26 protein-coding genes are annotated in these 24,802 nt (G+C 67.4%); 15 read left to right on the top strand and 11 right to left on the bottom strand.

Going from position 1 to position 24,802, the window contains the following annotated elements; genetic code table 11:
• Positions 1 to 4: 4 nt before the first annotated feature.
• Together ACZ50Z_RS20065 and ACZ50Z_RS20060 are read right to left on the bottom strand one after the other, a co-directional pair.
• A complete protein-coding gene (locus ACZ50Z_RS20065; RefSeq protein ID WP_464485104.1) occupies positions 5 to 1,210 on the bottom strand; it encodes a putative alpha/beta hydrolase in 1,206 nt (401 codons plus the stop codon).
• A gap of 115 nt (positions 1,211 to 1,325) precedes the next feature.
• The gene (locus tag ACZ50Z_RS20060; protein WP_464485103.1) at positions 1,326 to 1,919 is read right to left on the bottom strand and encodes a hypothetical protein; all 594 of its coding nucleotides are present in this window, start codon (positions 1,917 to 1,919) and stop codon (positions 1,326 to 1,328) included.
• 318 nt (positions 1,920 to 2,237) lie between these two features.
• Between ACZ50Z_RS20060 and dnaK the strand changes: the two genes are divergently transcribed.
• Genes dnaK through ACZ50Z_RS20040 form a run of 4 tightly spaced genes read left to right on the top strand, consistent with a single transcriptional unit; the run spans position 2,238 to position 6,364 of the window.
• Positions 2,238 to 4,103, top strand: coding sequence for a molecular chaperone DnaK (gene dnaK, locus ACZ50Z_RS20055; protein ID WP_464485102.1), 1,866 nt, complete (start codon positions 2,238 to 2,240; stop codon positions 4,101 to 4,103).
• The gene (grpE, locus tag ACZ50Z_RS20050) at positions 4,100 to 4,741 is read left to right on the top strand and encodes a nucleotide exchange factor GrpE (RefSeq protein WP_464485101.1); all 642 of its coding nucleotides are present in this window, start codon (positions 4,100 to 4,102) and stop codon (positions 4,739 to 4,741) included. The genes dnaK and grpE overlap by 4 nt, the downstream gene beginning before the upstream one ends.
• A 49-nt stretch (positions 4,742 to 4,790) precedes the next feature.
• The gene (dnaJ, locus tag ACZ50Z_RS20045) at positions 4,791 to 5,969 is read left to right on the top strand and encodes a molecular chaperone DnaJ (protein ID WP_464485100.1); all 1,179 of its coding nucleotides are present in this window, start codon (positions 4,791 to 4,793) and stop codon (positions 5,967 to 5,969) included.
• Positions 5,969 to 6,364, top strand: a complete 396-nt coding sequence (locus tag ACZ50Z_RS20040) for a heat shock protein transcriptional repressor HspR (protein ID WP_464485099.1) — start codon at positions 5,969 to 5,971, stop codon at positions 6,362 to 6,364. Before dnaJ ends, ACZ50Z_RS20040 begins: the two co-directional genes overlap by 1 nt.
• Here ACZ50Z_RS20040 and ACZ50Z_RS20035 read toward each other — a convergent pair.
• Both ACZ50Z_RS20035 and ACZ50Z_RS20030 read right to left on the bottom strand, forming a co-directional pair.
• The gene (locus ACZ50Z_RS20035; RefSeq protein WP_464485098.1) at positions 6,361 to 6,999 is read right to left on the bottom strand and encodes a HEAT repeat domain-containing protein; all 639 of its coding nucleotides are present in this window, start codon (positions 6,997 to 6,999) and stop codon (positions 6,361 to 6,363) included. The two genes, ACZ50Z_RS20040 and ACZ50Z_RS20035, sit on opposite strands and share 4 nt — an antisense overlap.
• The gene (locus tag ACZ50Z_RS20030; protein WP_464485097.1) at positions 6,996 to 8,306 is read right to left on the bottom strand and encodes a putative toxin; all 1,311 of its coding nucleotides are present in this window, start codon (positions 8,304 to 8,306) and stop codon (positions 6,996 to 6,998) included. Before ACZ50Z_RS20030 ends, ACZ50Z_RS20035 begins: the two co-directional genes overlap by 4 nt.
• An 88-nt stretch (positions 8,307 to 8,394) precedes the next feature.
• On the opposite strand from ACZ50Z_RS20030, the gene ACZ50Z_RS20025 reads away from it, so the two are divergent.
• On the top strand, positions 8,395 to 9,519 hold the full coding sequence (locus ACZ50Z_RS20025) for a hypothetical protein (RefSeq protein WP_464485096.1): 1,125 nt from the start codon (positions 8,395 to 8,397) through the stop codon (positions 9,517 to 9,519).
• Here the strand turns inward: ACZ50Z_RS20025 and ACZ50Z_RS20020 are convergent.
• Entirely contained in the window at positions 9,494 to 9,784 is a 291-nt protein-coding gene (locus tag ACZ50Z_RS20020) for a WXG100 family type VII secretion target (protein WP_225324444.1), read from the bottom strand. The genes ACZ50Z_RS20025 and ACZ50Z_RS20020 overlap by 26 nt on opposite strands.
• A gap of 3 nt (positions 9,785 to 9,787) precedes the next feature.
• Positions 9,788 to 10,108, bottom strand: coding sequence for a WXG100 family type VII secretion target (locus tag ACZ50Z_RS20015; RefSeq protein WP_464485095.1), 321 nt, complete (start codon positions 10,106 to 10,108; stop codon positions 9,788 to 9,790).
• Positions 10,109 to 10,130: 22 nt separating this feature from the next.
• Here ACZ50Z_RS20015 and ACZ50Z_RS20010 point away from each other — a divergent pair, with 22 nt between their 5' ends.
• Entirely contained in the window at positions 10,131 to 10,565 is a 435-nt protein-coding gene (locus tag ACZ50Z_RS20010) for a hypothetical protein (protein ID WP_464485094.1), read from the top strand.
• A gap of 3 nt (positions 10,566 to 10,568) precedes the next feature.
• Here ACZ50Z_RS20010 and ACZ50Z_RS20005 read toward each other — a convergent pair whose 3' ends face one another.
• From ACZ50Z_RS20005 to ACZ50Z_RS19990, 4 genes are read right to left on the bottom strand one after another with little or no spacing between them, the layout of a single operon-like run.
• Positions 10,569 to 10,916, bottom strand: coding sequence for a YbaB/EbfC family nucleoid-associated protein (locus ACZ50Z_RS20005; RefSeq protein ID WP_464485093.1), 348 nt, complete (start codon positions 10,914 to 10,916; stop codon positions 10,569 to 10,571).
• 9 nt (positions 10,917 to 10,925) lie between these two features.
• Positions 10,926 to 11,828, bottom strand: coding sequence for an aldose 1-epimerase (locus ACZ50Z_RS20000; protein WP_464485092.1), 903 nt, complete (start codon positions 11,826 to 11,828; stop codon positions 10,926 to 10,928).
• A gap of 2 nt (positions 11,829 to 11,830) precedes the next feature.
• A complete protein-coding gene (locus ACZ50Z_RS19995; RefSeq protein ID WP_464485091.1) occupies positions 11,831 to 13,033 on the bottom strand; it encodes an FAD-binding oxidoreductase in 1,203 nt (400 codons plus the stop codon).
• Positions 13,034 to 13,065: 32 nt separating this feature from the next.
• The gene (locus ACZ50Z_RS19990) at positions 13,066 to 13,503 is read right to left on the bottom strand and encodes a DUF3060 domain-containing protein (protein WP_464485090.1); all 438 of its coding nucleotides are present in this window, start codon (positions 13,501 to 13,503) and stop codon (positions 13,066 to 13,068) included.
• Positions 13,504 to 13,636: 133 nt separating this feature from the next.
• Here ACZ50Z_RS19990 and clpB point away from each other — a divergent pair, with 133 nt between their 5' ends.
• The 8 genes from clpB to ACZ50Z_RS19950 all read left to right on the top strand — a co-directional run bounded on the left by clpB (position 13,637) and on the right by ACZ50Z_RS19950 (position 22,952).
• A complete protein-coding gene (clpB, locus tag ACZ50Z_RS19985) occupies positions 13,637 to 16,183 on the top strand; it encodes an ATP-dependent chaperone ClpB (protein ID WP_464485089.1) in 2,547 nt (848 codons plus the stop codon).
• A gap of 154 nt (positions 16,184 to 16,337) precedes the next feature.
• A complete protein-coding gene (gene ttfA / locus ACZ50Z_RS19980) occupies positions 16,338 to 17,216 on the top strand; it encodes a trehalose monomycolate transport factor TtfA (protein ID WP_464485088.1) in 879 nt (292 codons plus the stop codon).
• A gap of 57 nt (positions 17,217 to 17,273) precedes the next feature.
• Positions 17,274 to 18,044, top strand: coding sequence for an SDR family NAD(P)-dependent oxidoreductase (locus ACZ50Z_RS19975; RefSeq protein ID WP_464485087.1), 771 nt, complete (start codon positions 17,274 to 17,276; stop codon positions 18,042 to 18,044).
• Positions 18,031 to 18,570: an orotate phosphoribosyltransferase gene (gene pyrE, locus ACZ50Z_RS19970; protein WP_464485086.1), complete on the top strand. Its 540-nt coding sequence runs from the start codon at positions 18,031 to 18,033 to the stop codon at positions 18,568 to 18,570. The genes ACZ50Z_RS19975 and pyrE overlap by 14 nt, the downstream gene beginning before the upstream one ends.
• Positions 18,571 to 18,747: 177 nt before the next feature.
• Positions 18,748 to 19,662 (top strand): hypothetical protein, encoded by a 915-nt coding sequence (locus ACZ50Z_RS19965; RefSeq protein ID WP_464485085.1) that lies wholly within the window; start codon positions 18,748 to 18,750, stop codon positions 19,660 to 19,662.
• Positions 19,659 to 20,306: a TrmH family RNA methyltransferase gene (locus ACZ50Z_RS19960; protein WP_464485084.1), complete on the top strand. Its 648-nt coding sequence runs from the start codon at positions 19,659 to 19,661 to the stop codon at positions 20,304 to 20,306. Before ACZ50Z_RS19965 ends, ACZ50Z_RS19960 begins: the two co-directional genes overlap by 4 nt.
• 160 nt (positions 20,307 to 20,466) lie before the next feature.
• On the top strand, positions 20,467 to 21,606 hold the full coding sequence (locus ACZ50Z_RS19955; RefSeq protein WP_464485083.1) for a glycoside hydrolase family 76 protein: 1,140 nt from the start codon (positions 20,467 to 20,469) through the stop codon (positions 21,604 to 21,606).
• Positions 21,603 to 22,952, top strand: coding sequence for a 3-oxoacid CoA-transferase (locus tag ACZ50Z_RS19950; RefSeq protein WP_464485082.1), 1,350 nt, complete (start codon positions 21,603 to 21,605; stop codon positions 22,950 to 22,952). Before ACZ50Z_RS19955 ends, ACZ50Z_RS19950 begins: the two co-directional genes overlap by 4 nt.
• A 14-nt stretch (positions 22,953 to 22,966) precedes the next feature.
• Here the strand turns inward: ACZ50Z_RS19950 and ACZ50Z_RS19945 are convergent, their stop codons facing one another.
• Positions 22,967 to 23,659 carry a DedA family protein gene (locus ACZ50Z_RS19945; protein WP_464485081.1) on the bottom strand — a complete coding sequence of 231 codons (693 nt, stop codon included), beginning with the start codon at positions 23,657 to 23,659 and terminating at the stop codon, positions 22,967 to 22,969.
• 83 nt (positions 23,660 to 23,742) lie between these two features.
• Here ACZ50Z_RS19945 and fbaA point away from each other — a divergent pair, with 83 nt between their 5' ends.
• A complete protein-coding gene (gene fbaA / locus ACZ50Z_RS19940) occupies positions 23,743 to 24,774 on the top strand; it encodes a class II fructose-bisphosphate aldolase (protein WP_464485080.1) in 1,032 nt (343 codons plus the stop codon).
• Positions 24,775 to 24,802 lie beyond the last annotated feature (28 nt).

Raw genomic sequence — 24,802 nt, 5'->3', positions numbered from 1 at the left:
GCCCCTACCCGAAACCGAAGATCGATTCCACGCCGTGCACCGCGCTACCGACGGCATTCGCGACCGGCTGCCAGGCCACTTCAACCGCTTTGGATGCCCCGAAGGCAGCGCCCGCTCCCACGACTGCGCCCACCACCAGACCAATCGCCGTCCCTGCTCCTGGGACGACCGACCCGATCGCTGCACCAGCTGCCATATCCGCGGCAAATCCTCCAGCCGCCGCGCCCGCGTAGAGCCCGAATGCAGTTCCGACACCCTCCCGCGTGACGGCCTCTGGCACCGAGTTCCCGTCGTGGATATCGGACATGGCAGCGGGTACCGCGCTGGCCGCACCAACCACCCGGGCGACACGGGAGAATCCTTTCAGCTCGAAGCCGCCGATCTTCGGATCCTCGAACCACCGCAACAATCCCGGATCGGCCTTGCCGGGCCCCGTACCGGGGGACTCGGCGATCAACCTGGTCGTCGCCCCACTCACACCGTCGGCGGTGCCACCGGCGATCGCGCCCGCGGCCCCGGTCAGCACCTCGCCCTTCGTCGGGGACAAAGCGGGTCCGCCGCCGGGTTGGTCGGCCGGCGCCGGGGCGGGTCCTGCAGGGGCAGGCGTGAGGTCGTATCCGTCCGCGTGCAGGGTCCCCATCGCGTTCTGAAACGAGTTGGCGTAGCCGTCCCGGGTCGATTGCAGCTGGCCCAGCGCGGCTTTGGTGTCGCGGATCGCGTCGTCTTCGCGTCCACTGATGAACGCGTCGAGGGCATGTCGATCTTCCGCGGTGAGGGTGGGGTCCTTTTCCAACTCCACCGCTTGGCCGATGAAGCCGTCCAGCTGCTGCAACTGACCTTCCAGCGCCGTGATCTGTCCGGCCGCGGCCTTTTGCGCCTCGGCCAGGTTGGCGGCGATGTTCTCCAGGTCTGCAGCGATCTTGGGCAGCTGCAAGGACTGCGCCCCAAGGGTTTTCGTGACTCGCTGCACTTCGTCGGACCCAGTGATCGGATGGTCCCCGTTTTGGTGGTTCCAGGCAGCGTCGAAGCGGCTACGGGCCTGGTCGAACGCATTGGTGGCCTCGGCGGTGCATCGGCCGGCTTTGAGAAAGGCCTCCGCGAGCTGAGATATCTGAAACGGGCTACCGGCCTGCAGGCTCTGATTGACTGCCCATGGATCACCGCCGGCTTCGGCGATCAGCGCCGCGATGCTGATGTAGCGGAGTTGCATGGAGTCGTGAGGGCTTCTTGGTTAGGCCGGGCCTGAGCGAGCACCGGTGACTGGGCGGTGACACAACGCGGCAGACCGATATCCCCCCGCCACGCTGCCGACAAGGGTACTGCCCCTAGAAGGTGTTGACCTTCTCGATGCTGACGAACATGCCGTGCTTGGTCTGGTCGTTGGTGAAACGGGTGCCATCGGCGTTGGCGATGATCGTCCAGCCCTGGGCGGCGTAGGTCTGGTAGTCGATCCTGACGGTCGGGATGGCCCCCAGGTTGCCCAGCACCCACTGCACCTTGCCGGCGGTGGTGATGCTGACGCCGTTGGCGTGCTCACCGTCCTGCAGCGGGGAGTTGGTGAAGGGCGCCTCGCAGCCGACGGTGTCCTTGTTGATCTGGCAGCGGGTCACGCCGGATTTGGTCTCGATGAAGACGTAGCCGTTCTGGTCGGGCGGCAGCGGAATGGCGCCGGCCGGATTCGTGGGGCCGGTCGGGGCGGCCGGAGCCGTTGGGGCCGGAGCGGCGGTGGCCGACGGCGGCGACGGCGTGGATCGAGGCGTGGGGAACGACGGTTCGCCTGCGCCCGCCCCGGGCGACGCCACCGGCCGGCCGCCGATGACTGAGCTGCAGCCGGACACCAGCCCGGGACCGGCGAACAGGGCTACAAGCAGCAACGAACCACCGGCCAGACTCCGCCGCGCATTATCCGATAACCGCACCCGCCGCTCCCCAGACGATTCGAATGGCGGCACTCAGGTTACTCACCCCCCGGCGACAGTCGCTGCACTCGAGTGCCTATCGATGCGGCGCCGATGGTGAAGTTTTATCGCCGCGTGACCGACTCACGGGGCGACGATGCTCCGCCACTGCTGCCCCCGGGAACAACACGGGACCGCGGGCCGTTAACATGATCGACAAGTTGAGTGAACCAGACTCAAGACTAGGTTGACAGCCGAACGCCCCTAGGGGCAGGCTTGAGCGGGGTTCACTCAGCATAGTGGCACCAAACAAGCTCTACACAATCAGGAGGAATCACTATGGCTCGTGCGGTCGGTATCGACCTCGGGACCACCAACTCCGTCGTCGCAGTCCTCGAGGGCGGTGACCCCGTCGTCGTCGCCAACTCCGAGGGATCGCGGACCACCCCGTCCATCGTCGCGTTCGCGCGCAACGGCGAGGTGCTCGTCGGCCAGCCCGCCAAGAACCAGGCGGTCACCAACGTCGACCGCACCATCCGTTCGGTGAAGCGGCACATGGGCACCGACTGGTCCATCGAGATCGATGACAAGAAATACACCGCCCAGGAGATCAGCGCGCGCGTGCTGATGAAGCTGAAGCGCGACGCCGAGGCGTACCTGGGTGAAGACGTCACCGACGCGGTCGTCACCGTGCCGGCGTACTTCAACGACGCCCAGCGTCAGGCCACCAAGGAAGCCGGCCAGATCGCCGGCCTGAACGTCCTGCGCATCGTCAACGAGCCGACCGCCGCCGCGCTGGCCTACGGCCTGGACAAGGGCGAGAAGGAACAGACCATCCTGGTCTTCGACCTCGGTGGCGGCACGTTCGACGTGTCGTTGCTCGAGATCGGTGAGGGTGTGGTCGAGGTCCGCGCCACCAGCGGTGACAACCACCTCGGTGGGGACGACTGGGACGACCGCGTCGTCGAGTGGCTCGTCGACAAGTTCAAGGGCACCAGCGGAATTGACCTGACCAAGGACAAGATGGCGATGCAGCGGCTGCGTGAGGCCGCGGAGAAGGCCAAGATCGAGCTGTCGAGTTCGCAGAGCACCTCGATCAACCTGCCCTACATCACCGTCGACGCGGACAAGAACCCGCTGTTCCTCGACGAGCAGCTCACGCGCGCCGAATTCCAGCGCATCACACAGGATCTGCTGGACCGCACGCGCCAGCCCTTCCAGTCCGTGATCAAGGACGCCGGCATCTCGGTCTCCGAGATCGACCACGTGGTCCTGGTGGGTGGTTCCACCCGCATGCCCGCGGTGACCGAGCTGGTCAAGGAGCTCACCGGCGGCAAGGAGCCCAACAAGGGCGTCAACCCCGACGAGGTTGTTGCCGTGGGTGCCGCGCTGCAGGCGGGTGTCCTCAAGGGTGAGGTGAAAGACGTTCTGCTGCTTGATGTTACGCCGCTGAGCTTGGGTATCGAGACCAAGGGTGGCGTGATGACCAAGCTCATCGAGCGCAACACCACGATCCCGACCAAGCGGTCGGAGACCTTCACCACGGCCGACGACAACCAGCCGTCGGTGCAGATCCAGGTCTACCAGGGTGAGCGCGAAATCGCCTCGCACAACAAGCTGCTCGGCTCCTTCGAGCTGACCGGCATCCCGCCGGCGCCGCGCGGAGTCCCGCAGATCGAGGTCACCTTCGACATCGACGCCAACGGCATCGTGCACGTCACGGCCAAGGACAAGGGCACCGGCAAGGAGAACACGATCAAAATCCAGGAGGGCTCCGGCCTGTCCAAGGAGGAGATCGACCGGATGATCAAGGACGCCGAGGCACACGCCGAGGAGGACCGCCAGCGCCGCGAGGAGGCCGACGTCCGCAACCAGGCGGAATCGCTGGTCTACCAGACGGAGAAGTTCGTCGCTGAACAAAGGGGTGCAGCGTCCGAATCCGGCGGGTCGAAGGTCCCCGAGGACACGCTGTCCAAGGTCGACGCCGCGATCGCCGAGGCCAAGACGGCCCTGGGCGGCACCGACATCACCGCGATCAAGTCCGCGATGGAGAAGCTGGGCCAGGAGTCGCAGGCGCTCGGGCAGGCGATCTACGAGGCCACCCAGGCCTCGGGCGAGCAGGCCGACGCGACCGGCGGGCCGGCGGGCTCCGCTGACGACGTCGTGGACGCGGAGGTGGTCGACGATGACCGGGAGTCCAAGTGACAGAAGGCAATCCATCCGAACAGGTGACCGTCACCGACAAGCGGCGAATCGATCCTGAGACCGGCGAAGTACGGCAGGCTCCTCCCGGCGATACGCCGGGAGGGCCGGAGCCGGCCGCCGAGGCGGCGGTCCAGGGCGAGGGCAAACTCGCCGAGCTGACCGCCGACCTGCAACGCGTGCAGGCCGACTTCGCCAACTACCGCAAGCGGGCGCTGCGCGACCAGCAGGCCGCGGCGGACCGGGCCAAGGCCGCCGTCGTGAACCAATTGCTGGGCGTGCTCGACGATCTCGACCGGGCGCGCAAGCACGGCGACCTCGAGTCGGGTCCGCTGAAGGCGGTGGCCGACAAGCTGGAAGGCGCGCTGACCGGGCTCGGTCTGACGGCGTTCGGCGAGGAGGGCGAGGACTTCGACCCGGTGCTGCACGAAGCCGTGCAGCACGAGGGCGACGGCTCCCGCCCGGTGATCGGCACCGTCATGCGGCAGGGCTACAAGCTCGGCGATCAAATCCTGCGCCACGCCATGGTCGGCGTCGTCGACACTGTCGATGACGACGGGGACGAATCGGCATCTGCTGGTGAGGCCGACGAGACCGGGCCGGTCGAATCGGACGATAACGCCGGCACATCCGGTGACTAGAACAGACAATCAGCACAACAAAACAAGAAAGGTGAGGGGGTGACGCGACATGGCCCAGCGTGAATGGGTCGAAAAAGACTTCTATAAGGAGCTGGGCGTCTCCTCTGACGCCAGTCCCGAAGAGATCAAGCGCGCCTACCGCAAACTGGCGCGCGATCTGCACCCGGACGCCAACCCGGACAATCCCGCCGCCGGTGAACGATTCAAAGCGGTGTCGGAGGCGCACAACGTGCTCTCCGATCCGGCCAAGCGCAAGGAATACGACGAAACCCGAAGGCTGTTCGCCGGCGGCGGTTTTGGCGGGCGGCGGTTCGATACCGGCGGCTTCAACGTCGGTGGCTTTGGCTCTGACGGGGCGGAGTTCAACCTCAACGATTTGTTCGATGCCGCCGGCCGCAGCGGCGGCACCAACATCGGCGACCTGTTCGGCGGGTTGTTCGGACGCGGCTCGAGCGCCCGTCCCAGCCGGCCGCGCCGCGGCAACGACCTCGAGACCGAAACCCAGCTGGATTTCGTCGAGGCGGCCAAGGGCGTGGCGATGCCGCTGCGGCTGACCAGCCCGGCGCCGTGCACCAACTGCCATGGCAGCGGGGCGCGGCCGGGCACCAGCCCGAAGGTGTGCCCCACCTGCAACGGCTCCGGCGTGATCAACCGCAACCAGGGCGCGTTCGGTTTCTCCGAGCCCTGCACCGATTGCCGGGGCAGCGGCTCGATCATCGAGCACCCCTGCGAGGAGTGCAAGGGCACCGGGGTCACCACCCGCACGCGCACGATCAACGTGCGGATCCCGCCGGGCGTCGAGGACGGTCAGCGCATCCGGCTGCCCGGCCAAGGTGAAGCCGGTCTGCGCGGCGCGCCGTCGGGCGACCTGTACGTGACGGTGCATGTGCGCCCGGACAAGGTGTTCGGCCGCGACGGCGACGACCTGACCGTGACGGTTCCCGTCAGCTTCACCGAATTAGCCTTGGGCTCAACGATTTCGGTGCCAACGCTGGACGGCAAGGTCGGCGTTCGGGTGCCCAAGGGCACCTCCGACGGTCGCATCCTGCGGGTGCGCGGACGCGGTGTGCCCAAGCGCAGCGGCGGCAACGGCGACCTGCTGGTCACCGTAAAGGTCGCCGTCCCACCGAATCTGGAGGGGGCGGCCCAGGAGGCGCTGGAGGCGTACGCGGCCGCCGAGCGCTCCAGTGGGTTTGACCCACGAGCCGGATGGGCGGGTAATCGATGATGGCCAAGGGCTCGAGGAACTCTAGGGAAAACGATGCGCGGACCTTCCTGATCTCGGTCGCCGCCGAACTGGCCGGCATGCACGCCCAAACGCTGCGCACCTACGACCGGCTCGGCCTGGTCAGCCCGCGCCGCACTTCCGGTGGGGGACGCCGCTATTCGGAGCACGACGTCGACCTCCTGCGAGAGGTGCAACGGCTCTCGCAGGACGAGGGGGTCAACCTCGCCGGGATCAAGCGCATCATCGAGCTGACCAATCAGGTCGAGGCGCTGCAGGCGCGGATCAAGGAGTTGAGCGAGGAGTTGGCGCAGACGCGCGTCAGCCAGCGCCGCGATGTGGCGGTGGTGCCCAAGAGCACCGCGCTGGTGGTGTGGCAGCCGCGCAGGGGGCGTTAATCCTCGGGAAGTTTGTCGAGGGTTTTGCGTGCTTCCTTGCGGAAGATTTCGTGTTCGTCGTTGAGGTATTTGGCGACCGCGTCGCGGACGCCGGATGCTTTTTGGCGGACCAGGGCGCGCATCGCGGGGATTCGTGTTGCCGGCTTGGAGAGTTGGCTGACGGCAAGCTCTTTGGCTTCGTCGGTTTTGATCTGGCCGAGCCATTGCACCAGCACCGATTTGGTGGGGAAGTCTCGCTCGGAGCGGATCAGGGCGGCGATACGCGGGAAGTCGGAGCGCTCGCAGATTTCGGCTAGCGCAAAGCCGGCAGCCTCGAGCTCCTCGTTGCTCAGCGGTGGTTCGATCTCGAACTGATGGAACAGGATATCGATCGCGGCGCGGTTGCCTTTCGCATACTTTGTGATCAGGTTGCGGATCAAGCCGGCTCGCATCGCCCGGCGCGGTTCGCCGGATGGAACACGTCCGTCGAGGTGTTGCAACCAATCCACCATGATCGGGACTGCCTGCGGATAGTCATTGCGTGAATTGACTAGTTGCCACACGGTGTCTTCGGTGATGCCTACAGCATCCAAATCGCGCTTCATTGCTTGCCGATATTCCGGCCATGTCTTGGGGTCGTCTCCGTATGCCGTCATGACAGGTTCCTGCTCGCGTCGATCTCAACATCCAACCCATACTTTTGTTTCATGGTTTCTATAAATCCCATGTAGTCGGTGCGGCCTTTGTCCACGACAATGACAAATTTGTATCCGTTGTCTCGAGCCCACTGGGCCATGTCACGTATCTGCTGGGTGGCGTCCAGCTTCTGCACGTTTTTGACCTCGCGCACCAGGCGGGCATCTCTGTCGATTTCGTCTGGTATGCGGGTTCGCTGCGCGCCGGTGACCGGGTCGGTCACCTGGATCTGCTGTTTCGCCCCCTGATCGATTCCCGCGATCTGCTCGGCGCGCCGGCCTTTGCGACGGTTGTCGTTGACCCGTTGAGTCGGCGTCGGGTTTACCCGCCGCGGCACCAGCGTGAGAAGCGTCTTGACCGCAGGCAGCGCGGGGCCCATCGCGGCGGCCGCCGACCCGAGGTCCTTCATCGACGCCGTGGCCGTGACGCGCAGCGAGGCGTTGAGTCCGTTGATCTGAGTGACCGCCGTCGCGATGAACGTTCGCTTGATCGCATCGGAAATCAGGTGCAGCGCGGGCGGGTAACCGTCGAGGATCTTGACGATCATGTCGAGACAGTGCACGACGAAGGCCATGTCCTCCTTGACCGACTTGAGCTTGTCGCCGTAATCCTTGGATGCGCGTGACAGGTCGCCAGCTGCGCCGGCAATATCGGTGCTCACGCCGCGCGCTTCGTTGAGTCGGTCGACGACGAAGGCGATTTCAGCCGCCTCCACGTCGACGATGAGTCGCTGTTCCTCCGGCCCAGGCTGATCGTCGATGCGGACCAGGTCGTGGCCGAAGCTCTCCCACGCCGCCGCGGCTGCCTGCAATCGGTCGGCGTGCCCGTCGGGCCACCCATCGGTGATCTGACCCCGTACCAAATCCCAATGCGGCGGCTCCGGATCACCGCCTCCGGCAACGGAACCGATGTCGACCGCCGCGTCGATGAATGTCCCCGTCGATTGACCCGGAGGTGTGATCGGCGCTCCGTAGGCGTCGCGCTGATTCAGCGTGGAGGCCTGTTCGGTCTCGTCGTGGTTGATGCCATCTTGGCGCAGCAGGCTCCCCAGGTTGTCGAACACGTTGACCAACCGGAAGGCGACCTGACCGACCTCGTCGGCCGCGGTGTCGTACGCGGTCGCCCATTCGGGACCGACCCCGTGCGTCCCGGCAGCGTTGGCGGCGCCGACGCTGGCCAGTTTGCGTAACGCGGCGGCGGCGTGGTCGCTGTTCTCCTTATAGGCAGCGGCCGCGTCGTAGAACAACTCAGGATCAACGTCCGTCACGGCCCGCCCGCCCCACTCTCACGCCAGCGAACCGATTCTATGGCAGCCTGGGATTTCATGATTGCGCCCGACGAGGAGCCCCGACGCCATGTCCTACGACCTGTCAGTCTATGCGGCCAGCAATCTCGACGATGAGGAGCTGGAAACGGTCGTCGAGTCCGTCCCCGGCTTGTCGGTGGGGGACAGCGGGGAGCGCGAGGTAACGGTCCTGCGGGGCGAGCATGGACAGTACGCATTCACCGTGTTCGGACCGCACGAGATCGACCCCCAGGATGTACCCGACGACGTCGTGCCGTACGTCCTTGAGCCAACTACCAGTTGGCAGGTCAGTGTCGAAGGGAGCAATCCCGCCGAGGTCCGGCCAGCGCGACGGTTCGCCAAAGCGTTGGCCATCGCCGCGGGGGGCGTGGCAATCGATGAACAGACCGAGGACATCCTCGGTGTCCGGGGGGCCCGCCGGACGAGCCGGCCCGCCAATGGGGAACTGATCCGCGTCCTGGATCTGCATTGGTATTCGCCATTGGCGGCAGCGGACGCGGCGAAGCTGTGGCTAGAACTCGCCAGAAAGCTGCTGCCCGAAGCGCTTCCGCGCCGGTTTGGGAATGTGTATCCGCTTCGGTATCGCCTCGATCGGGACGGCGACGACCAATTCATCGCGACTTATTCGGACGTGGCATGGTTCAGCGCGACGCTGCCCTGCCTGGAGGGGGGACTGTACTCGAACGAATGGGGCGGCATCTCCGTGGACCATTTGCGGATGGTGGCCGCGCCGCTGGACGACCCGCCGTGGCGAAACGCCGTACGGCGCTTCTTCATCGATTACGCCCGTCGGCGCGGAAGCGTGCTCGCTACCGGCGAGGTGCTCCGCAATCACAAGCTGGCTGGGCCCCCCAGCTCTGATCAGGACGTCAGCGGTTCGTTGCGCGGTGCCGACGGGATCCTGGGGCTGCCGGCCCACCCCATATGGTGGACTTGGCTGGGCAACGATTACCTCCCGTTGGTGCGCGAGTTCCTGCCGCTCGACAAAACCACCTTTTACCCCGAGGGGGCGCTCTACGCTCCCACCGACGAGCCCGTAGATAGGGGTCAACTCGCATCGGTGGCGGATCCGTTTCCAAGTGCCTTCCGTGTGACGGTCATCCCGCCGGAATACGGCCCGCCGAATAGTCCGACGAATCGGCCGGCCGCTAGCCGCCCCACATTGCGCTATTGATTTCGGCGTTGTGAACGTAGTTGTGGTGAGCGACGTGCGCGTTGAGATGCATGTCAAAAACCAGCTCGCCGGTCTCGTCCGCCCAGCGCTGCCACTGCTGCACCCGTTCTAGAAAGGCGTCGAAGGCCACCCCCTCCCACGTCCGCTGCAAACCCTTCAAATCTGCGGCTACCTCGGCGAGACGCTCCTTCATCACCAAACAGAATTGACGCATCGCGTCGGCCGCATCTACCAACTGGTCCTCGTTGACGGTCCGTCGGGCCACGGTCTACTGCCCCCGTGCCGGCGGTTCGATCGCGCGAAATGCGTTGGCGCCGACGTCTTCCATCTGCGCGTACGCCGCGGCAGCGGCGGATAACGATTCGCCGATCCAGCGCAAGTCCGTGAGCATGGCGCCGCATTCGTCATCGATGTCGGCCCACACGTTCAAATATGCCGCTGCGGCTTGGCCGGTCCAGGTCCGTGCCAGACTATCCATCTGCATTGCCAGTGAGCGCCGCATGCTGTCGATCTCATTTGCGGCGCCCGTGGTCGCTTCAGATGCGTGGGCTAGCTGGGTGCAGTAGACCCGCAGCTCGTTGGCCCCCATGCGAGCAGGCTACTCTCGACCCGTGGGTTGGCGCGACACAGTGACCGAGCAGGCGCAAGCCGACCTCGACGGTCTTGTCGACGCCGCAGTGGCATTCGCGGTCGAGCGAGTAAAGGCCGCCGGTGAGTTCCTACCGTTCGCGTTCGCCGTATCCACTCACGGTCAGCTTCAGGCCATTACGCCGAACTACCCGCGTGGTGGGGATCTGCAGGTTGTCGATCAGCTTGCCGCCCAGTGGAGGGCCATCGCCGAGGTGAAAGCCTCCCTGCGGGCAGCCGTCGTGGCGGTGAACGTGACGTTGCCGGAGCAGAAGCAGGACGGTATTGAAGTCACCGCCGAGCATCGCGAGGGCGTAGCCATCGGGCTGATATTTCCCTACCGCCTTGGCGCCGACGGCCACTGCGCGCTGGAATCGCCATCGGCCCACCGGGAAGACCGCCGCGTCTGGGCCGCATAAGCACTAGGTCGGTGGCGGTAGATCTCGCAACTCCATCAGCGCGTCAACGACCCTGTCTTCCAATTCGCAGACGTCTTCCTCGACCCACTCATTCACGAAATCTCTTGCCGCCACGAGCGCTTCGTTGATCCTCCTGCTCACTTCCTGAGCCCCAAGGCTAAAGATTCCAGGATCGATGACCAGTCCGGTGAGACGCAGGTGGCCGTTCATTGTCACCTCGATGGTCTCTGTCTCATCGCTGACGACGAACGATGCCGTCTGCATCCGTCGAACCTGTTGATCGAGCAGCGACATCACCATTTGGAACTGCTCGACCATCCGCGCGATCGAGGGGTGAGCAGGGTCGCGCATGCTGAATCTCTATACCCGGATCGAAAACTGCGTCACCGCCGGCTCGCCCGGCGAAGCACAGCGGTACCCGCCGCGGCGCAGCGCATCCGTCGGTGCGGCCATCGGCTCGAAGCAGACGATGGCCTTGTCGGGGTCGTCGACCGGTGGTGCGAAGATCTGCGCCGCCGGATAGCCCCGCTCGAAATGCACCTCGATGCGCCGTCCACCCCCGGACACCGCGAACACCGCGCCGTCGTCCACCTGGTCGAAGGCGTCGTCAAAGGTCTTGTCGCCCAACGTCTCTTCGAGCGCCGGCTGCGGCTCGGAATCGCCGGTGGGCAGCCCCCTGTCGTCGAGAGCCAGGTGCCGCAGCGTCGGTGTCTCGATGATCCAGTCGCCGCGGGGGACACCCGGGAGCTGCAGGTAGGGGTGAAAGCCGAAACACAGTGGCACCGCCGAGGCGGCGGTGGCGGCGACGGTGGTCCGCACCGTCAGGGCCCGGTCGGCCAGCCGCGCGGTCACTGTGAGCACGTGCGGGTACGGGAAGCTGGCCAGCAGTTGGGGATCGGCGCCGAAATCCACCTGCGCGGTCAGCTCGTTGGCGGTCTCGTCCGTCACCCGCCAGCCGGGATAGGCGGCCAGCACGCCGTGGATGGGCAGCCCGTTGGGGTCGGCGCGCACTCCGTTGTCGCCCGGCGTCAGGTCCACCGTCGCGCCCTGCGCGGTATAGGTGCTCTCGCCCAACCGGTTTGCCCACGGATACAGGATCGGGATCCCCATCGTCTTGCCGTCGCTGATGTAGGCGGCCAGGCCGCGGCGTTGGCCGAGCAACTCCACGTCGCCGTCGCGCAGCGACGTGCCGATCATCCCGGCGCCGGGGACGAACCGGGCAACCAGCGGCGACGAAGGATCGCGCAGGGTGACGACGTGCATGGCTACCTCCAGAGCGGATCGTGCTGAATGCGTTCGGGCGGGGCACCTTTGGCGAGCAGGGCGGACTTGGTGGCGCTGACCATCGCCGGCCCGCCGCAGATCAGGATCTGCCGATCGCCCCAGCCGCCGTACTTGGTCACCACGTCGGGCAGCCGGCCGATCTGGTGCACGTGCAAGCCGCGCGGCGGGGTGGCGTCGGGATAGTCGGCGGCCCAGGCGGGGTCGGCGCTGTACTCCGAGACCGGCGAGACCGACAGCCACGGATTGTGCGAGGCGACCTGCCACAACGTGGGCAGGTCGTAGAGCTCACAGCGGTAGCGCGCGCCGAAGAACAGATGTATGCGCGGGTTCACCGCGTAGCGGGACAGGTCCATGATGAGCGCCCGCAGCGGGGCCAGACCCGTGCTGCCGGCGACCATCAGCACGTCGCCGCCCTCCCGGTCGATGCCCAGGCCGCCGTGCGGGCTCGACAGCCGCCACCGGTCGCCCGGCCGGGTTTCGTTGACGATCGCGGTGCTCACCAGGCCGCCGGGCACCAATCGCACGTGGAACTCGATCCCGCCGCCGGGATCGGCGGGAATGGCGGGGCTCAGATAGCGCCAGCGCCGCGGGCATTGCGGCACATGGGCGTTGACGTACTGGCCGGGGTGGTAATGCATCGGCTGATCGAGCTGCAGCCGGACGACCGCCAGATCGCGCGACACCCTCAGGTGCTCGATGACGGTCCCGTCCCACCAGGCGGGTCCCTCCTCGGCGTCCGCGGCGCCGCTCATCACCCCGGTGATCAGGTTCAGCGACTGCCTGGCCGCGTCGTCGACGGCACCGGTCCACGCCGCCCCCAGATGGGAGCGCAGCGTCGCCAGCAACGCACGCCCCAGGGTGTCGTAATGGTGCGGCAGCACACCGTATTTGCGATGGTCCCGCCCGAGCTGGGCCAAAAACGCCACCGGCTCCTGCGCGCGCCGCGCGACCAGTTCGCCGTACACCCAGTGCAGGGCGTGGCCGAAAGCGGTGCGCTGGGCGCTCATTTCGGGTGGGAAAAGATCGCGCACCGAGGTGTCGAGGGCGAACCACTGGGTGTAGAAGCGGTGCACGAGCTCACCGGAGTCACCCTGGAAGCCTGACTGGAAGCCTGAGTGGCCCGCGCCGTCCGGGGAGAAGGCGTCGCGCAGCACGGCCAGCGCTTGGACGTCCTCGAGGCTCACGGGCCCCGATTCTAGGCTCGGATTCCGTGGATTCAGCCCTGCCGGACGACGTTGGCGGTCCCGGCGCTGACGATCTTTGGTGAACCCCAGTGGTAGACAACGACGTTGCCCGTTCCGGACGCGCTGAGCGCGTCCGTGCTGTCGACCGCGACGTGATTGCCGTTGCCGGAGACGGTGACGCTGGTGCAGTGGCCGGTGAGGGTGATCGTGTTGTTCTTGCCGCTCACGGACAGGTAGCCGGCGTGGCAGGGCAGCGTCTTCGTCGTGCCGGCGCCGCTGACCTGCAGCGTCCCGGCATCGGGCACCTCGGTCGACTGGCTGCCGTGGGCGAGGTCGGTGTGCAACCCGACTGAGACAAGGCCCGCAACCGCCAGCCCGGTGGCGAGGGCGGCCAGCCATAAGCCCGTGCCGCGGCGCGGGGTTCGGGTGGATTCGGCGGCCTGGTCGGGGCGGTGCATCGTCTGCGTCATCGCTACGGGGGTACCCCGTACGCCGTATCGCTCAAAACTCGATAGGGTTGAGCGGAACACACTCAACCTTGACGACGTTGAACAAGCAGACAAGCATTTTTGCCAGCTCCTTTTCGACCCGAATGGAGGCGTCGTGGACTCTTTCAACCCGACCACCAAGACCCAGGCGGCGCTGACCTCGGCGCTCCAGGCGGCCTCGGCCGCCGGTAATCCCGAGATCCGGCCCGCCCACCTGCTGATGGCGTTGCTGACGCAGGCGGACGGCATTGCCGCACCGCTGCTTCAGGCCGTGGGCGTCGAGCCCGCCACCATCCGCGCCGAAGCCGAGCGCCTGCTCGAGCGGCTGCCGCAGGCCAGCGGCGCCAGCTCGCAGCCGCAGCTGTCGCGCGAGTCGCTGGCCGCCATCACCAGCGCCCAGCAACTGGCCACCGAGATGGACGACGAGTACGTCTCCACCGAACACCTGATGGTTGGCCTGGCCACCGGCGACTCCGAGGTCGCCAAGCTGCTCACCGGGCACGGCGCCTCACCCCAAGCGTTAAGGGAGGCGTTCGTCAAGGTCCGCGGCAGCGCCCGGGTCACCAGCGCCGACCCTGAGGCCACCTACCAGGCGCTGGAGAAGTACTCCACCGACCTGACCGCGCGCGCCCGCGAGGGCAAACTCGATCCGGTTATCGGCCGCGACAACGAGATTCGCCGCGTCGTGCAGGTATTGAGCCGGCGCACCAAGAACAACCCGGTGCTCATCGGCGAGCCCGGCGTCGGAAAGACCGCGATCGTCGAGGGCCTGGCCCAGCGCATCGTCGCCGGCGACGTGCCCGAAAGCCTGCGCGACAAGACCGTCATCAGCCTGGACCTCGGCTCGATGGTGGCCGGCGCGAAGTACCGCGGCGAGTTCGAGGAGCGGCTGAAGGCCGTCCTCGACGACATCAAGAACTCGGCGGGCCAGATCATCACCTTCATCGACGAGCTGCACACCATCGTCGGCGCCGGGGCGACCGGCGAGGGCGCGATGGACGCCGGCAACATGATCAAGCCGATGCTGGCCCGCGGCGAGCTGCGCCTGGTCGGCGCCACCACGCTCGACGAATACCGCAAGTACATCGAGAAGGACGCGGCGCTGGAGCGCCGCTTCCAGCAGGTGCTGGTCGGCGAGCCGTCGGTGGAGGACACCGTCGGCATCCTGCGCGGGCTGAAGGACCGCTACGAGGTGCACCACGGTGTGCGCATCACCGACTCGGCCCTGGTGGCCGCGGCGACGCTGTCCGACCGCTACATCACCGCACGCTTCCTGCCGGACAAGGCCATCGACTTGGTCGACGAGGCCGCCAGCCGGCTGAAGATGGAGATCGACTCGCGGCCCGTCGAGATCGACGAGGTCGAACGCCTGGTGCGCCGCCTCGAGATCGAGGAGATGGCGCTGGCCAAGGAGGAGGACGAGGCGTCCAAGGAGCGGCTGGAGAAGCTGCGCTCCGAGCTGGCCGACCAGAAAGAGAAACTCGCCGAGCTCACCACCAGATGGCAGAACGAGAAGAACGCGATCGACGTCGTGCGCGAGCTCAAGGAACAGCTCGAAGTGCTGCGTGGGGAGTCCGATCGCGCCGAGCGCGACGGCGACCTGGCCAAGGCCGCCGAGTTGCGGTACGGCCGCATCCCCGAGGTCGAGAAGAAGCTCGAGGCAGCACTACCGCAGGCCGAGGCCCGCGAGAACGTCATGCTCAAGGAGGAGGTCGGCCCCGACGACATCGCCGACGTGGTGTCGGCATGGACCGGCATCCCCGCCGGCCGGATGCTCGAGGGCGAGACCGCGAAGCTGCTGCGGATGGAGGACGAGCTGGGCAAACGCGTCATCGGGCAGAAGAAAGCGGTGACCGCGGTGTCCGACGCCGTGCGGCGTGCGCGGGCCGGTGTCGCCGACCCCAACCGGCCGACCGGATCGTTCATGTTCCTCGGCCCGACCGGTGTCGGCAAGACCGAGCTGGCCAAGGCGCTGGCGGAATTCCTGTTCGACGACGAACGCGCGATGGTCCGCATCGACATGAGCGAATACGGCGAGAAGCACTCGGTGGCCCGGCTGGTCGGCGCCCCGCCCGGCTACATCGGTTACGACCAGGGCGGACAGCTGACCGAGGCGGTGCGGCGGCGTCCGTACACGGTGATCCTGTTCGACGAGATCGAGAAAGCGCACCCGGACGTGTTCGACGTGCTGTTGCAGGTGCTCGACGAGGGCCGGCTCACCGACGGACAGGGCCGCACGGTCGACTTCCGCAACACCATCCTGATCCTGACGTCCAACCTGGGATCGGGTGGCACCGAGGAGCAGGTGATGGCCGCGGTGCGCTCGGCGTTCAAGCCGGAGTTCATCAACCGGCTCGACGACGTCATCATCTTCCACGGCCTGGAGCCCGGTGAGCTGGTGTCCATCGTCGACATCCAGTTGGCCCAGCTGCAGAAGCGGCTGGCCCAGCGCCGCCTCATCCTCGAGGTATCGCTGCCGGCCAAGCAGTGGCTGGCGCAGCGCGGGTTCGACCCGGTCTACGGCGCGCGGCCGCTGCGCCGGCTGGTGCAGCAGGCCATCGGCGACCAGCTGGCCAAGCTGTTGTTGGCCGGCGACGTGCACGACGGTGACACCGTCCCCGTCAACGTGAGCCCGGGCGGCGACTCGCTGATCCTGGGGTAAGTCGTCCCGTGAGCAGACGCAGAATCGCACCAGCGGAGCCTCGTGCGTGCGATTCTGCGTCTGCTCGCCAGGAAGCTGGGCGCAGCAAACCTTGATTGGGTTGTGACCTGGTCGCCTTCTGTGTTCCGGGCCAATAGCAGATACCCTGTTTTGGATGGTCCCCCTCTGGTTCACGCTCTCCGCGCTGTGCTTTGTCGGCGCGGGGGTGCTGCTGTACGTCGATGTCGATCGTCGGCGCGGCCGCAGCAGGCGCCGCAAGTCGTGGGCGCGGTCGCACGGATTCGACTACGAGCGTGAATCGACCGACATCCTCAAGCGCTGGAAGCGCGGCGTGATGTCGACGGTGGGCGACGTGGCCGCCCAGAACGTGGTGCTGGGCCAGATCCGCGGTGAGGCGGTGTACATCTTCGACCTCGAGGAGGTCGCCACGGTGATCGCGCTGCACCGCAAGGTGGGCACCAACGTCGTCGTGGACCTGCGGCTCAAGGGGCTCAAAGAGCCTCGGGAGAGCGACATTTGGCTGCTCGGCGCGATCGGGCCGCGGATGGTGTACTCCACCAACCTGGACGCCGCCCGCCGGGCCTGCGACCGCCGCATGGTCACCTTCGCCCACACCGCACCGGATTCCGCCGAGATCATGTGGAACGAGCAGAACTGGACGCTGGTCGCCATGCCGATCACGAGCACCCGCACGCAGTGGGACGAGGGTCTGCGCACCGTGCGCCAGTTCAACGACCTGCTGCGGGTGCTGCCGCCGCTGCCGGAGGAGACCCCGCAGGAGGCCGGGGCCCCGGCGGGACTGCGTAACACGTCGCCGAGCCGCCCGCTGGCGCCGGCGGGCCGCGCCGAGCTGCCGCCCAGGCGCGCGCAGCAGGATGTGGCCGGCCTGCTCGGCCCCGACGTCCAGCCCGGTCGCCGCGCGCCCGAGCCGGTGCGCCGCGATCAGCCGCGACCTGAGGGGCGCCCCGACACCCTGCGCCGCCCCCCGCCGTCCGGGCGCAACGGCCACCAGGCCAGCAACTATCAGCGCTGACGGCGAGCCCCGGGTAGCCCGGGGGCCGTTGGCCCCGCCGTCATTAAGATGTCGCTCATGCCTCGCCCCGTCGCCCTGATCTCCGGGCCCACCTCCGGGATCGGCGCCGGGTACGCGCGACGCTTCGCCCGCGACGGCTACGACCTGGTGCTGGTCGCCCGCGACGCCGACCGCCTGACGAGGCTCGCCGACGAATTGAAAAGCGGCGGCAACGTCGAGGTTCTGCCCGCCGATTTGGGCGATGCGGCCGACCGGCAACGGGTTTGCGATCGCCTCGCCGCCGGGGTGCGCGTCCTGGTGAACAACGCCGGCTTCGCCACCTCCGGCGACTTCTGGTCCACCGACCCCGCGCTGCTGCAATCCCAGCTCGACGTCAACGTCACCGCGGTCATGCATCTCACCCGGGCGGCGCTGCCGCGCATGCTCGACGCCGGCGCCGGCACGGTCATCAACATCGCCAGCGTCGCCGGCCTGGTGCCGGGGCGGGGCTCGACGTATTCGGCGTCCAAGGCGTGGGTGGTCTCCTTCAGCGAGGGTTTGTCCGTCGGGCTGCAGGGCACCGGGGTTTCGGTGCACGCGGTGTGTCCGGGCTACGTGCGCACCGAGTTTCACGCCCGCGCCGGGATCGACATGTCCAAGTCGCCGTCGTTCATGTGGCTCGAGGTCGACGACGTGGTGAGCCAGAGCCTCGCCGATATCGCCCGCGGCAAGGTGATCAGCATTCCCGGTCTGCAGTACAAGGCGATCATCGCCGCCGAGCGGATGATCCCGCGGACCCTGATGCGCGCGGTCACCAAACGAATCGGTGGTGGCCGTGGCCGAACCTGAGCTCGAGGAGCTGGCCGAACTGGTGCGCCGCCTGGCGGTGGTGCACGGCCGGGTCACGTTGTCGTCCGGAAAGGAGGCCGACTACTACGTCGACCTGCGCCGGGCCACCCTGCACCATCGCGCCTCGGCGTTGATCGGCACGCTGATGCGGGACCTGACCAGCGACTGGGACTACGCGGTTGTCGGCGGCCTGACCCTGGGCGCCGACCCGGTGGCCACGGCCATCATGCACGCCCCGGGGCGGCCGATCGACGCGTTCGTGGTGCGTAAGTCCGCCAAAACCCATGGGATGCAACGACTTATCGAAGGGTCCGAGGTCTCCGGCCAGCGAGTGCTGGTGGTCGAAGACACCAGCACCACCGGCAATTCGGCGCTCACCGCGGTGCGCGCAGTGCGGGAGGCCGGCGGTGAGGTGCTGGGGGTCGCCACCGTGGTGGACCGCGCCACCGGCGCCGCCGAGGCCATCGAGGCCGAGGGGCTGCCGTACCGCAGCGTGCTGGGCCTCGCCGAGCTGGGGCTGAGCTAGTTGCCGGCGGATCTTCGTAGGCATCACTTGTCACATACGCCGCAGGAGTCCCTGGCGCGGGCATTGTTGGTCATGCCCGCTTCACAGCGACAAGGACGTCGTGGCGCGGGGGCGCCCGAGTTGTCGCTGAAAGGCGGGCAATTCGTCCACCGCGGCTCGACCTCGAGCCGCTGAATCATGCGCACCGTCCTTGCGATCGCCGCGTGCCTGGCGCTGTGCCTGACCGGCTGCTCGTCGGCCAACCATGCCGCGGGGCCCTACGGGGCCCAGGGCGCGCGGCTCGGCGACTCGCTGGCGCTGCTGGGCTGGAACATGTCCGTGTCGAACCTGCGCTGGGACGGCGACTACGTGCTGGTCGACGTCGACGCGAGCCCGGCCTCGGAAAAGGGCCCGCACGCCAAACCCGAGGACGTCCGCTTCGGCCTGTACGGCGCGCTGGCCCACCCTATGGAGGCCGACGGTCTGGGCAGTTGCGACAAATCCTTCCAAGCGAGGACCACCAATGTGCGCGACATTCCCGCGCCGCTCTCGGCGCCGCGCGACCGGCTCACCGGCACGGTTTGCCTTGGGCCGCTGAAGGATCGCAGCCAGGTCCGCGGCGTCTACAGCTACTCGCCGCGCGACCGGATCCCGAACAGCTCGTCGGCCTACCCGGTCGCCTTCCCTGTCGGCCTGTTGCCGACCAACCCCAACGACAGCGGCGGCCTGGCGGTCAAGACCGCGAGCCTGACGGCGTGGCGGGCCGACGGCAAACCGGTGACCAAGGCACAGCTGGGTGATCCGGGAGCCTTCGCCGGCAACGGCTACATGCTGCTCGGGCTGGAAGCCAGCGCGATTGCGGCCCGCTATCGGGACGAGTCCGCCAAACGCGGCGGCCCGATGATGCTGCTGGCCTCGCCGACGCTGCCGGCCCCGGGACTCAATCCGGCCTGCGCGACCTACGGGTCGTCGGTGCTGATCCTGCCCGACGCGTCCTTGGACGCAGTCCACGTCAACGCCTCGCTGTGCACCCAGGGCGAGATCAACGACGCGCTGTTCTACGCGACGTTGGCCATCGACGGCACGCACGCCGGCGTGTGGACGCAGCGATGAGCGGTCCCGGGCCCACCGAATGGTCCGCGACCCCGCCGGCCGGTGTCGGGCCGTGGCCGGGCGAGGCGCCCGACGACCCACGGTATGACCCAATCCTGTTGCGCGACGGTGATACTCGCAACGTCGTCGACGCCTACCGGTACTGGACCCGGGAGGCGATCATCGCCGACATCGACCGGCGACGGCATCCTTTGCACGTGGCGATCGAGAACTTCGGTCACGACGCCAACATCGGTTCGGTGGTGCGCACCGCCAACGCCTTCGCCGTGCACACCGTGCACATCGTCGGGCGGCGGCGGTGGAATCGCCGCGGCGCCATGGTGACCGACCGCTATCAACGGTTGTGCCACCACGACAGCACCGCCGAGCTGCTGGATTTCGCGGCGGACGCCGGTCTGGCCGTCGTCGCGGTCGACAACGTCCCGGGCGCGGCGCGCCTCGAAAAGACCGCGCTGCCGCGCGAGTGCCTGCTGGTGTTCGGTCAGGAGGGGCCCGGCATCACCGACGACACCCGAGCCGGCGCGACGCTGACGGTGTCGATCGCGCAGTTCGGCTCGACGCGCAGCATCAACGCCGGCGTCGCCGCCGGCATCGCCATGCACACCTGGGTCGAGCAGCACGCCGACCTGTCCCAAGCCTGGTGAAACCCGAGAGGGCGCGTTGAGTGTGAACTGGCGGCGTCGGATGTGAGCCCGCGGCGGGGCTGCCCGGCGTGTCGCCGCCGCACATTCACACCGAAAGCCCGGTGTTCACACTCGACACCCTCACCGCACGCTCAAACCCGATGGGGCAGGATCGGCAGGTATGGATCAGCTATGGGCCAACCGGGCGGCCAGCTGCGAAGCCGCTGTCACACAACGACACCTGAAGCGGCTGTGGGGACTTCCCGCCACTCAGCTGGGGGTGGTGGCCTGGCCGGCGCTGCGCAAGGACCGCCTGTTCGGCACCTGGCACTACTGGTGGCAGGCGCATCTGCTGGACTGCCTCGTCGACGCGCAGGCGCGCGATCCGCAGCCGCACCGGCACACCGAGATCAACCGGCAGGTCCGCTCGCACCGGCTGCGCAACAACTTCTCCTGGATCAACAACTACTACGACGACATGGCCTGGCTGGCGCTGGCGCTCGAACGCGCCGCCCGCATCGCCGGCGTGCAGCGCCGAAAAGCGTTGCCGAAGCTCGCTAATCAATTTCTCACGGCGTGGTCGCCCGTGGACGGCGGCGGCATCCCGTGGCGCAAACAGGACAAGTTCTTCAACGCCCCGGCCAACGGCCCCGTGGGGATCTTCCTCGCCCGGTACGGCGATCACCTGAACCGGGCCGAGCAGATCGCGAATTGGATCGACCACACACTGATCGACCCGCAGACGCACCTGGTGTTCGACGGCATCAAGGACGGTTCCCTGGTGCGCGCGCAGTACACCTACTGCCAGGGCGTGGTGCTGGGCCTGGAGACCGAACTCGCCGCGCGTACCGCGGTCGAGATCAGGCAGCGGCACGCAGCCCGGGTGCATCGGCTGGTTGCGGCCGTGCATGAGCACATGGCCCCGGCGGGCGTGCTCGCCGGCGCCGGCGGCGGCGACGGCGGCCTGTTCGCCGGCGTGACCGCCCGCTACCTGGCGCTGGTGGCGACGGCGCTGCCGGGGGATTCGCCGGAGGACGCGGTGGCCCGCGACACCGCCGCGCGGATCGTGCTGTCCAGCGCGAAGTCGGCGTGGGACTACCGCCAGACGGTCGACGGGCTGCCGGTGTTCGGCCCGTTCTGGGACCGCGACGCCCAAGTGCCCACCGCGGGCGGTAAAGAGGCGGAATTCGTCGAGGGCGCGGTAATGGCCTCCGAGGTGCCCGAACGGGACCTGTCGGTGCAGCTGTCGGGGTGGATGCTCATGGAGGCCGCCTGTAACGTCTCCGCCGAATCGTCGCACGAGGACAGGAGCGCCCTGTGAAGAAAGTCCACCCCGACGCGGAGTCGGCGCTGCACGGCCTGCTGAAGGACGGCATCACCATCGCCGCGGGGGGCTTCGGCCTGTGCGGCATTCCGGAGAAGCTGATCCGGGCTCTGGTGGACAGCGGCATCAAGGACCTCACCATCGTCGGAAACAACGCCGGCGTCGACGATTTCGGCATGGGCCTGCTACTCAAGGGTCGCCAGGTGAAAAAGGTGATCGCCTCCTACGTCGGCGAGAATAAGGAGTTCGAGCGCCAGGTGCTGGCCGGCGAGCTCGACCTGGCGCTCACGCCGCAGGGCACGCTGGCGGAAAAGCTGCGTGCCGGCGGCGCGGGGATTCCCGGCTTCTACACGCGGACGGCCTACGGCACCAATCTCGCCGAGGGCAAGGACACCCGGGTCTTCGACGGCACGGAATACGTTCTGGAAGAAGGCATCCGGGCCGACGTGGCGCTCGTCAAGGCGTGGAAGGGCGACACCGCCGGCAATCTCGTCTACCGCAAGACCGCACGCAACTTCAACCCGATGATCGCCACCTGCGCCGCGGTGACGGTGGCCGAGGTCGAAGAGCTGGTCGAGGTCGGCGAGCTGGATCCGGACCTGATCCACACCCCCGGCATCTACGTGGACCGCATCATCGTGGGAACCGGCTACGAGAAGCGCATCGAGTTCCGCACCACGAGCGGCGGCGCCGCGCTGAAGAACGACAGCCCCATCCGCGAGCTCATGGCCCAACGCGCCGCCGCCGAATTGCGCGACGGCTACTACGTGAACCTGGGCATCGGCATTCCGACGTTGGTGGCCAACTTCATTCCCGACAACATCAACGTCACCCTGCAGTCGGAGAACGGCTTGCTCGGCATCGGGGCCTACCCGAGCGAGGACACCGTGGACCCCGACCTCATCAACGCGGGCAAGCAGACCATCACGAGCCTGCCCGGCTCCAGCTTCTTCAGCAGCGCCGACTCCTTCGCGATGATCCGCGGCGGCCACATCGACCTGTCCATCCTGGGTGGGCTCGAGGTGGCCGAGAACGGCGACCTGGCCAACTGGATGGTCCCGGGCAAGATGGTCAAAGGACCCGGCGGCGCAATGGATCTCGTGTCGGGCGTCAAGCGGGTCATCGTCGTCATGGACCACACCGCAAAGGACGGCAGCCCCAAAATCCTCAAGCAGTGCTCGTTGCCGCTGACGGGCAAGGGTGTGGTCGACATGATCATCACCAACCTGTGCGTCTTCGACGTCGAGCCGGGGCAGGGGCTGGTGCTCACGGAACTGCATCCCGGGGTGACGGTCGAGGACGTCCGCGCCAAGACCGGCTGCGATTTCACCGTTGCGGTCTGACCCCGCGCGGCAGGCTACTCGGAGGCAGGCAGCCGCTCGGGTTCCCGGGCCTCGGTGTCCGTCGCGCGGCGCCGGCCCCGATAGCCGCGCCAGGCCGCGATGAACGCCGGGATCATGGACACGAACAGGATGCCCAGGATGATCTTTTCCAGGTTGTGGTGCACGAACGGCACGTTGCCCAGGAAGTAGCCCGCCAGCGTCGCCCCGCCGCCCCAGGCGATGCCGCCGACGATGTCGAACCCCAGGAACAGCGGATAGCGCATGTAGGACACCCCGGCGATCACCGGGACGAACGTCCGCACGAACGGCGCGAACCGGGCCAGGATGATCGCCCAGGGCCCGTACTTCTCGAAGAACGCGTGTGACTCGGTCACGTAGTGCTTCTTGAAGAACCGGGAGTCTTCCTTCTTGAACAGCGCGGGCCCGATCCGCCGTCCGATGAAATACCCGGTCTGATCACCCAGCACCGCGACCGTGGCGACGCAGGGCGCCAGCACCCAGATGCTGACCGGTGGGTGCGGATGCGCGGCCAGCAGGCCGCCGGTGAACAGCAGCGACTCGCCGGGCAACAACGGGAACAGCAGCCCGGTCTCGATGAAGACGATGACCAGAATCCCGGGCAGCACCGCCGACCCGAAGACGCCGTCGGCGCCCAACCAGTACATCGGGTCGAGGATGGCGGGCAGGGCCGTCACGGCGGTGCTCATGATGCATCAACATACCGGCCCGGGGTGAGCCGCCGAGCCACCTGGACGATACTGAGGGGACCCGGCCGCAGAAGGGGGTTGCCATGCCCATCGCCACGCCCGAGGTCTACGCCGAGATGCTGCGACGCGCCAAGGAGCACTCGTACGCCTTCCCCGCGATCAACTGCACCTCGTCGGAAACGGTGAACGCCGCCATCAAGGGCTTCGCCGACGCGGGCAGCGACGGCATCATCCAATTCTCCACCGGCGGGGCCGAATTCGCGTCCGGTCTGGGGGTCAAGGACATGGTGGCCGGCGCGGTGGCGCTGGCCGAGTTCACCCGATCCATCGCGGCCCGATACCCGGTCAACGTCGCCCTGCACACCGACCACTGCCCCAAGGACAAGTTGGACACCTACGTCCGCCCGCTGCTGGCGATCTCGGCCCAGCGTGTGGCAACTGGCGAGGGTCCGCTTTTTCAGTCGCACATGTGGGACGGTTCGGCGGTGCCGATCGACGAGAACCTGGTGATCGCGCGGGAACTGCTCAAGGAGGCGGCGGCCGCCAAGATCATCCTCGAGATCGAGATCGGCGTGGTGGGCGGCGAGGAGGACGGCGTCGCCAACGAGATCAACGACAAGCTCTACACCACGCCGGAGGACTTCGAGAAGACCATCGACGCGCTGGGCCACGGCGAGCACGGCACGTATCTGCTGGCCGCCACGTTCGGCAACGTCCACGGCGTCTACAAGCCCGGCAACGTCAAGCTGCGCCCCGACATTCTGGCCCAGGGCCAGAAGGTGGCGGCGGCCAAGCTGGGGCTGCCCGACGACGCCAAGCCGTTCGACTTCGTCTTCCACGGTGGTTCGGGCTCGGAGAAGTCGGAGATCGAGGAGGCGCTGCGCTACGGCGTGGTGAAGATGAACGTCGACACCGACACCCAGTACGCCTTCACCCGCCCGATCGCCGGCCACATGTTCAGCAACTACGACGGCGTGCTCAAGGTCGACGGCGAGGTCGGCGCCAAGAAGGTCTACGACCCGCGCAGCTACCTGAAGAAGGCCGAAGCCTCGATGTCCGAGCGTGTCGTCCAGGCGTGCACCGACCTGCACTGCGCGGGAAAGTCGCTCGGCTGATCAATCGCTCGAACGTGAAGCTGGTTTC

Source organism: Mycobacterium sp. NTMscope_MAC_269, assembly GCF_976985695.1.
Note: the sequence above shows the minus strand (reverse complement) of the source record. Positions and strands in the feature narration are given on the sequence as shown.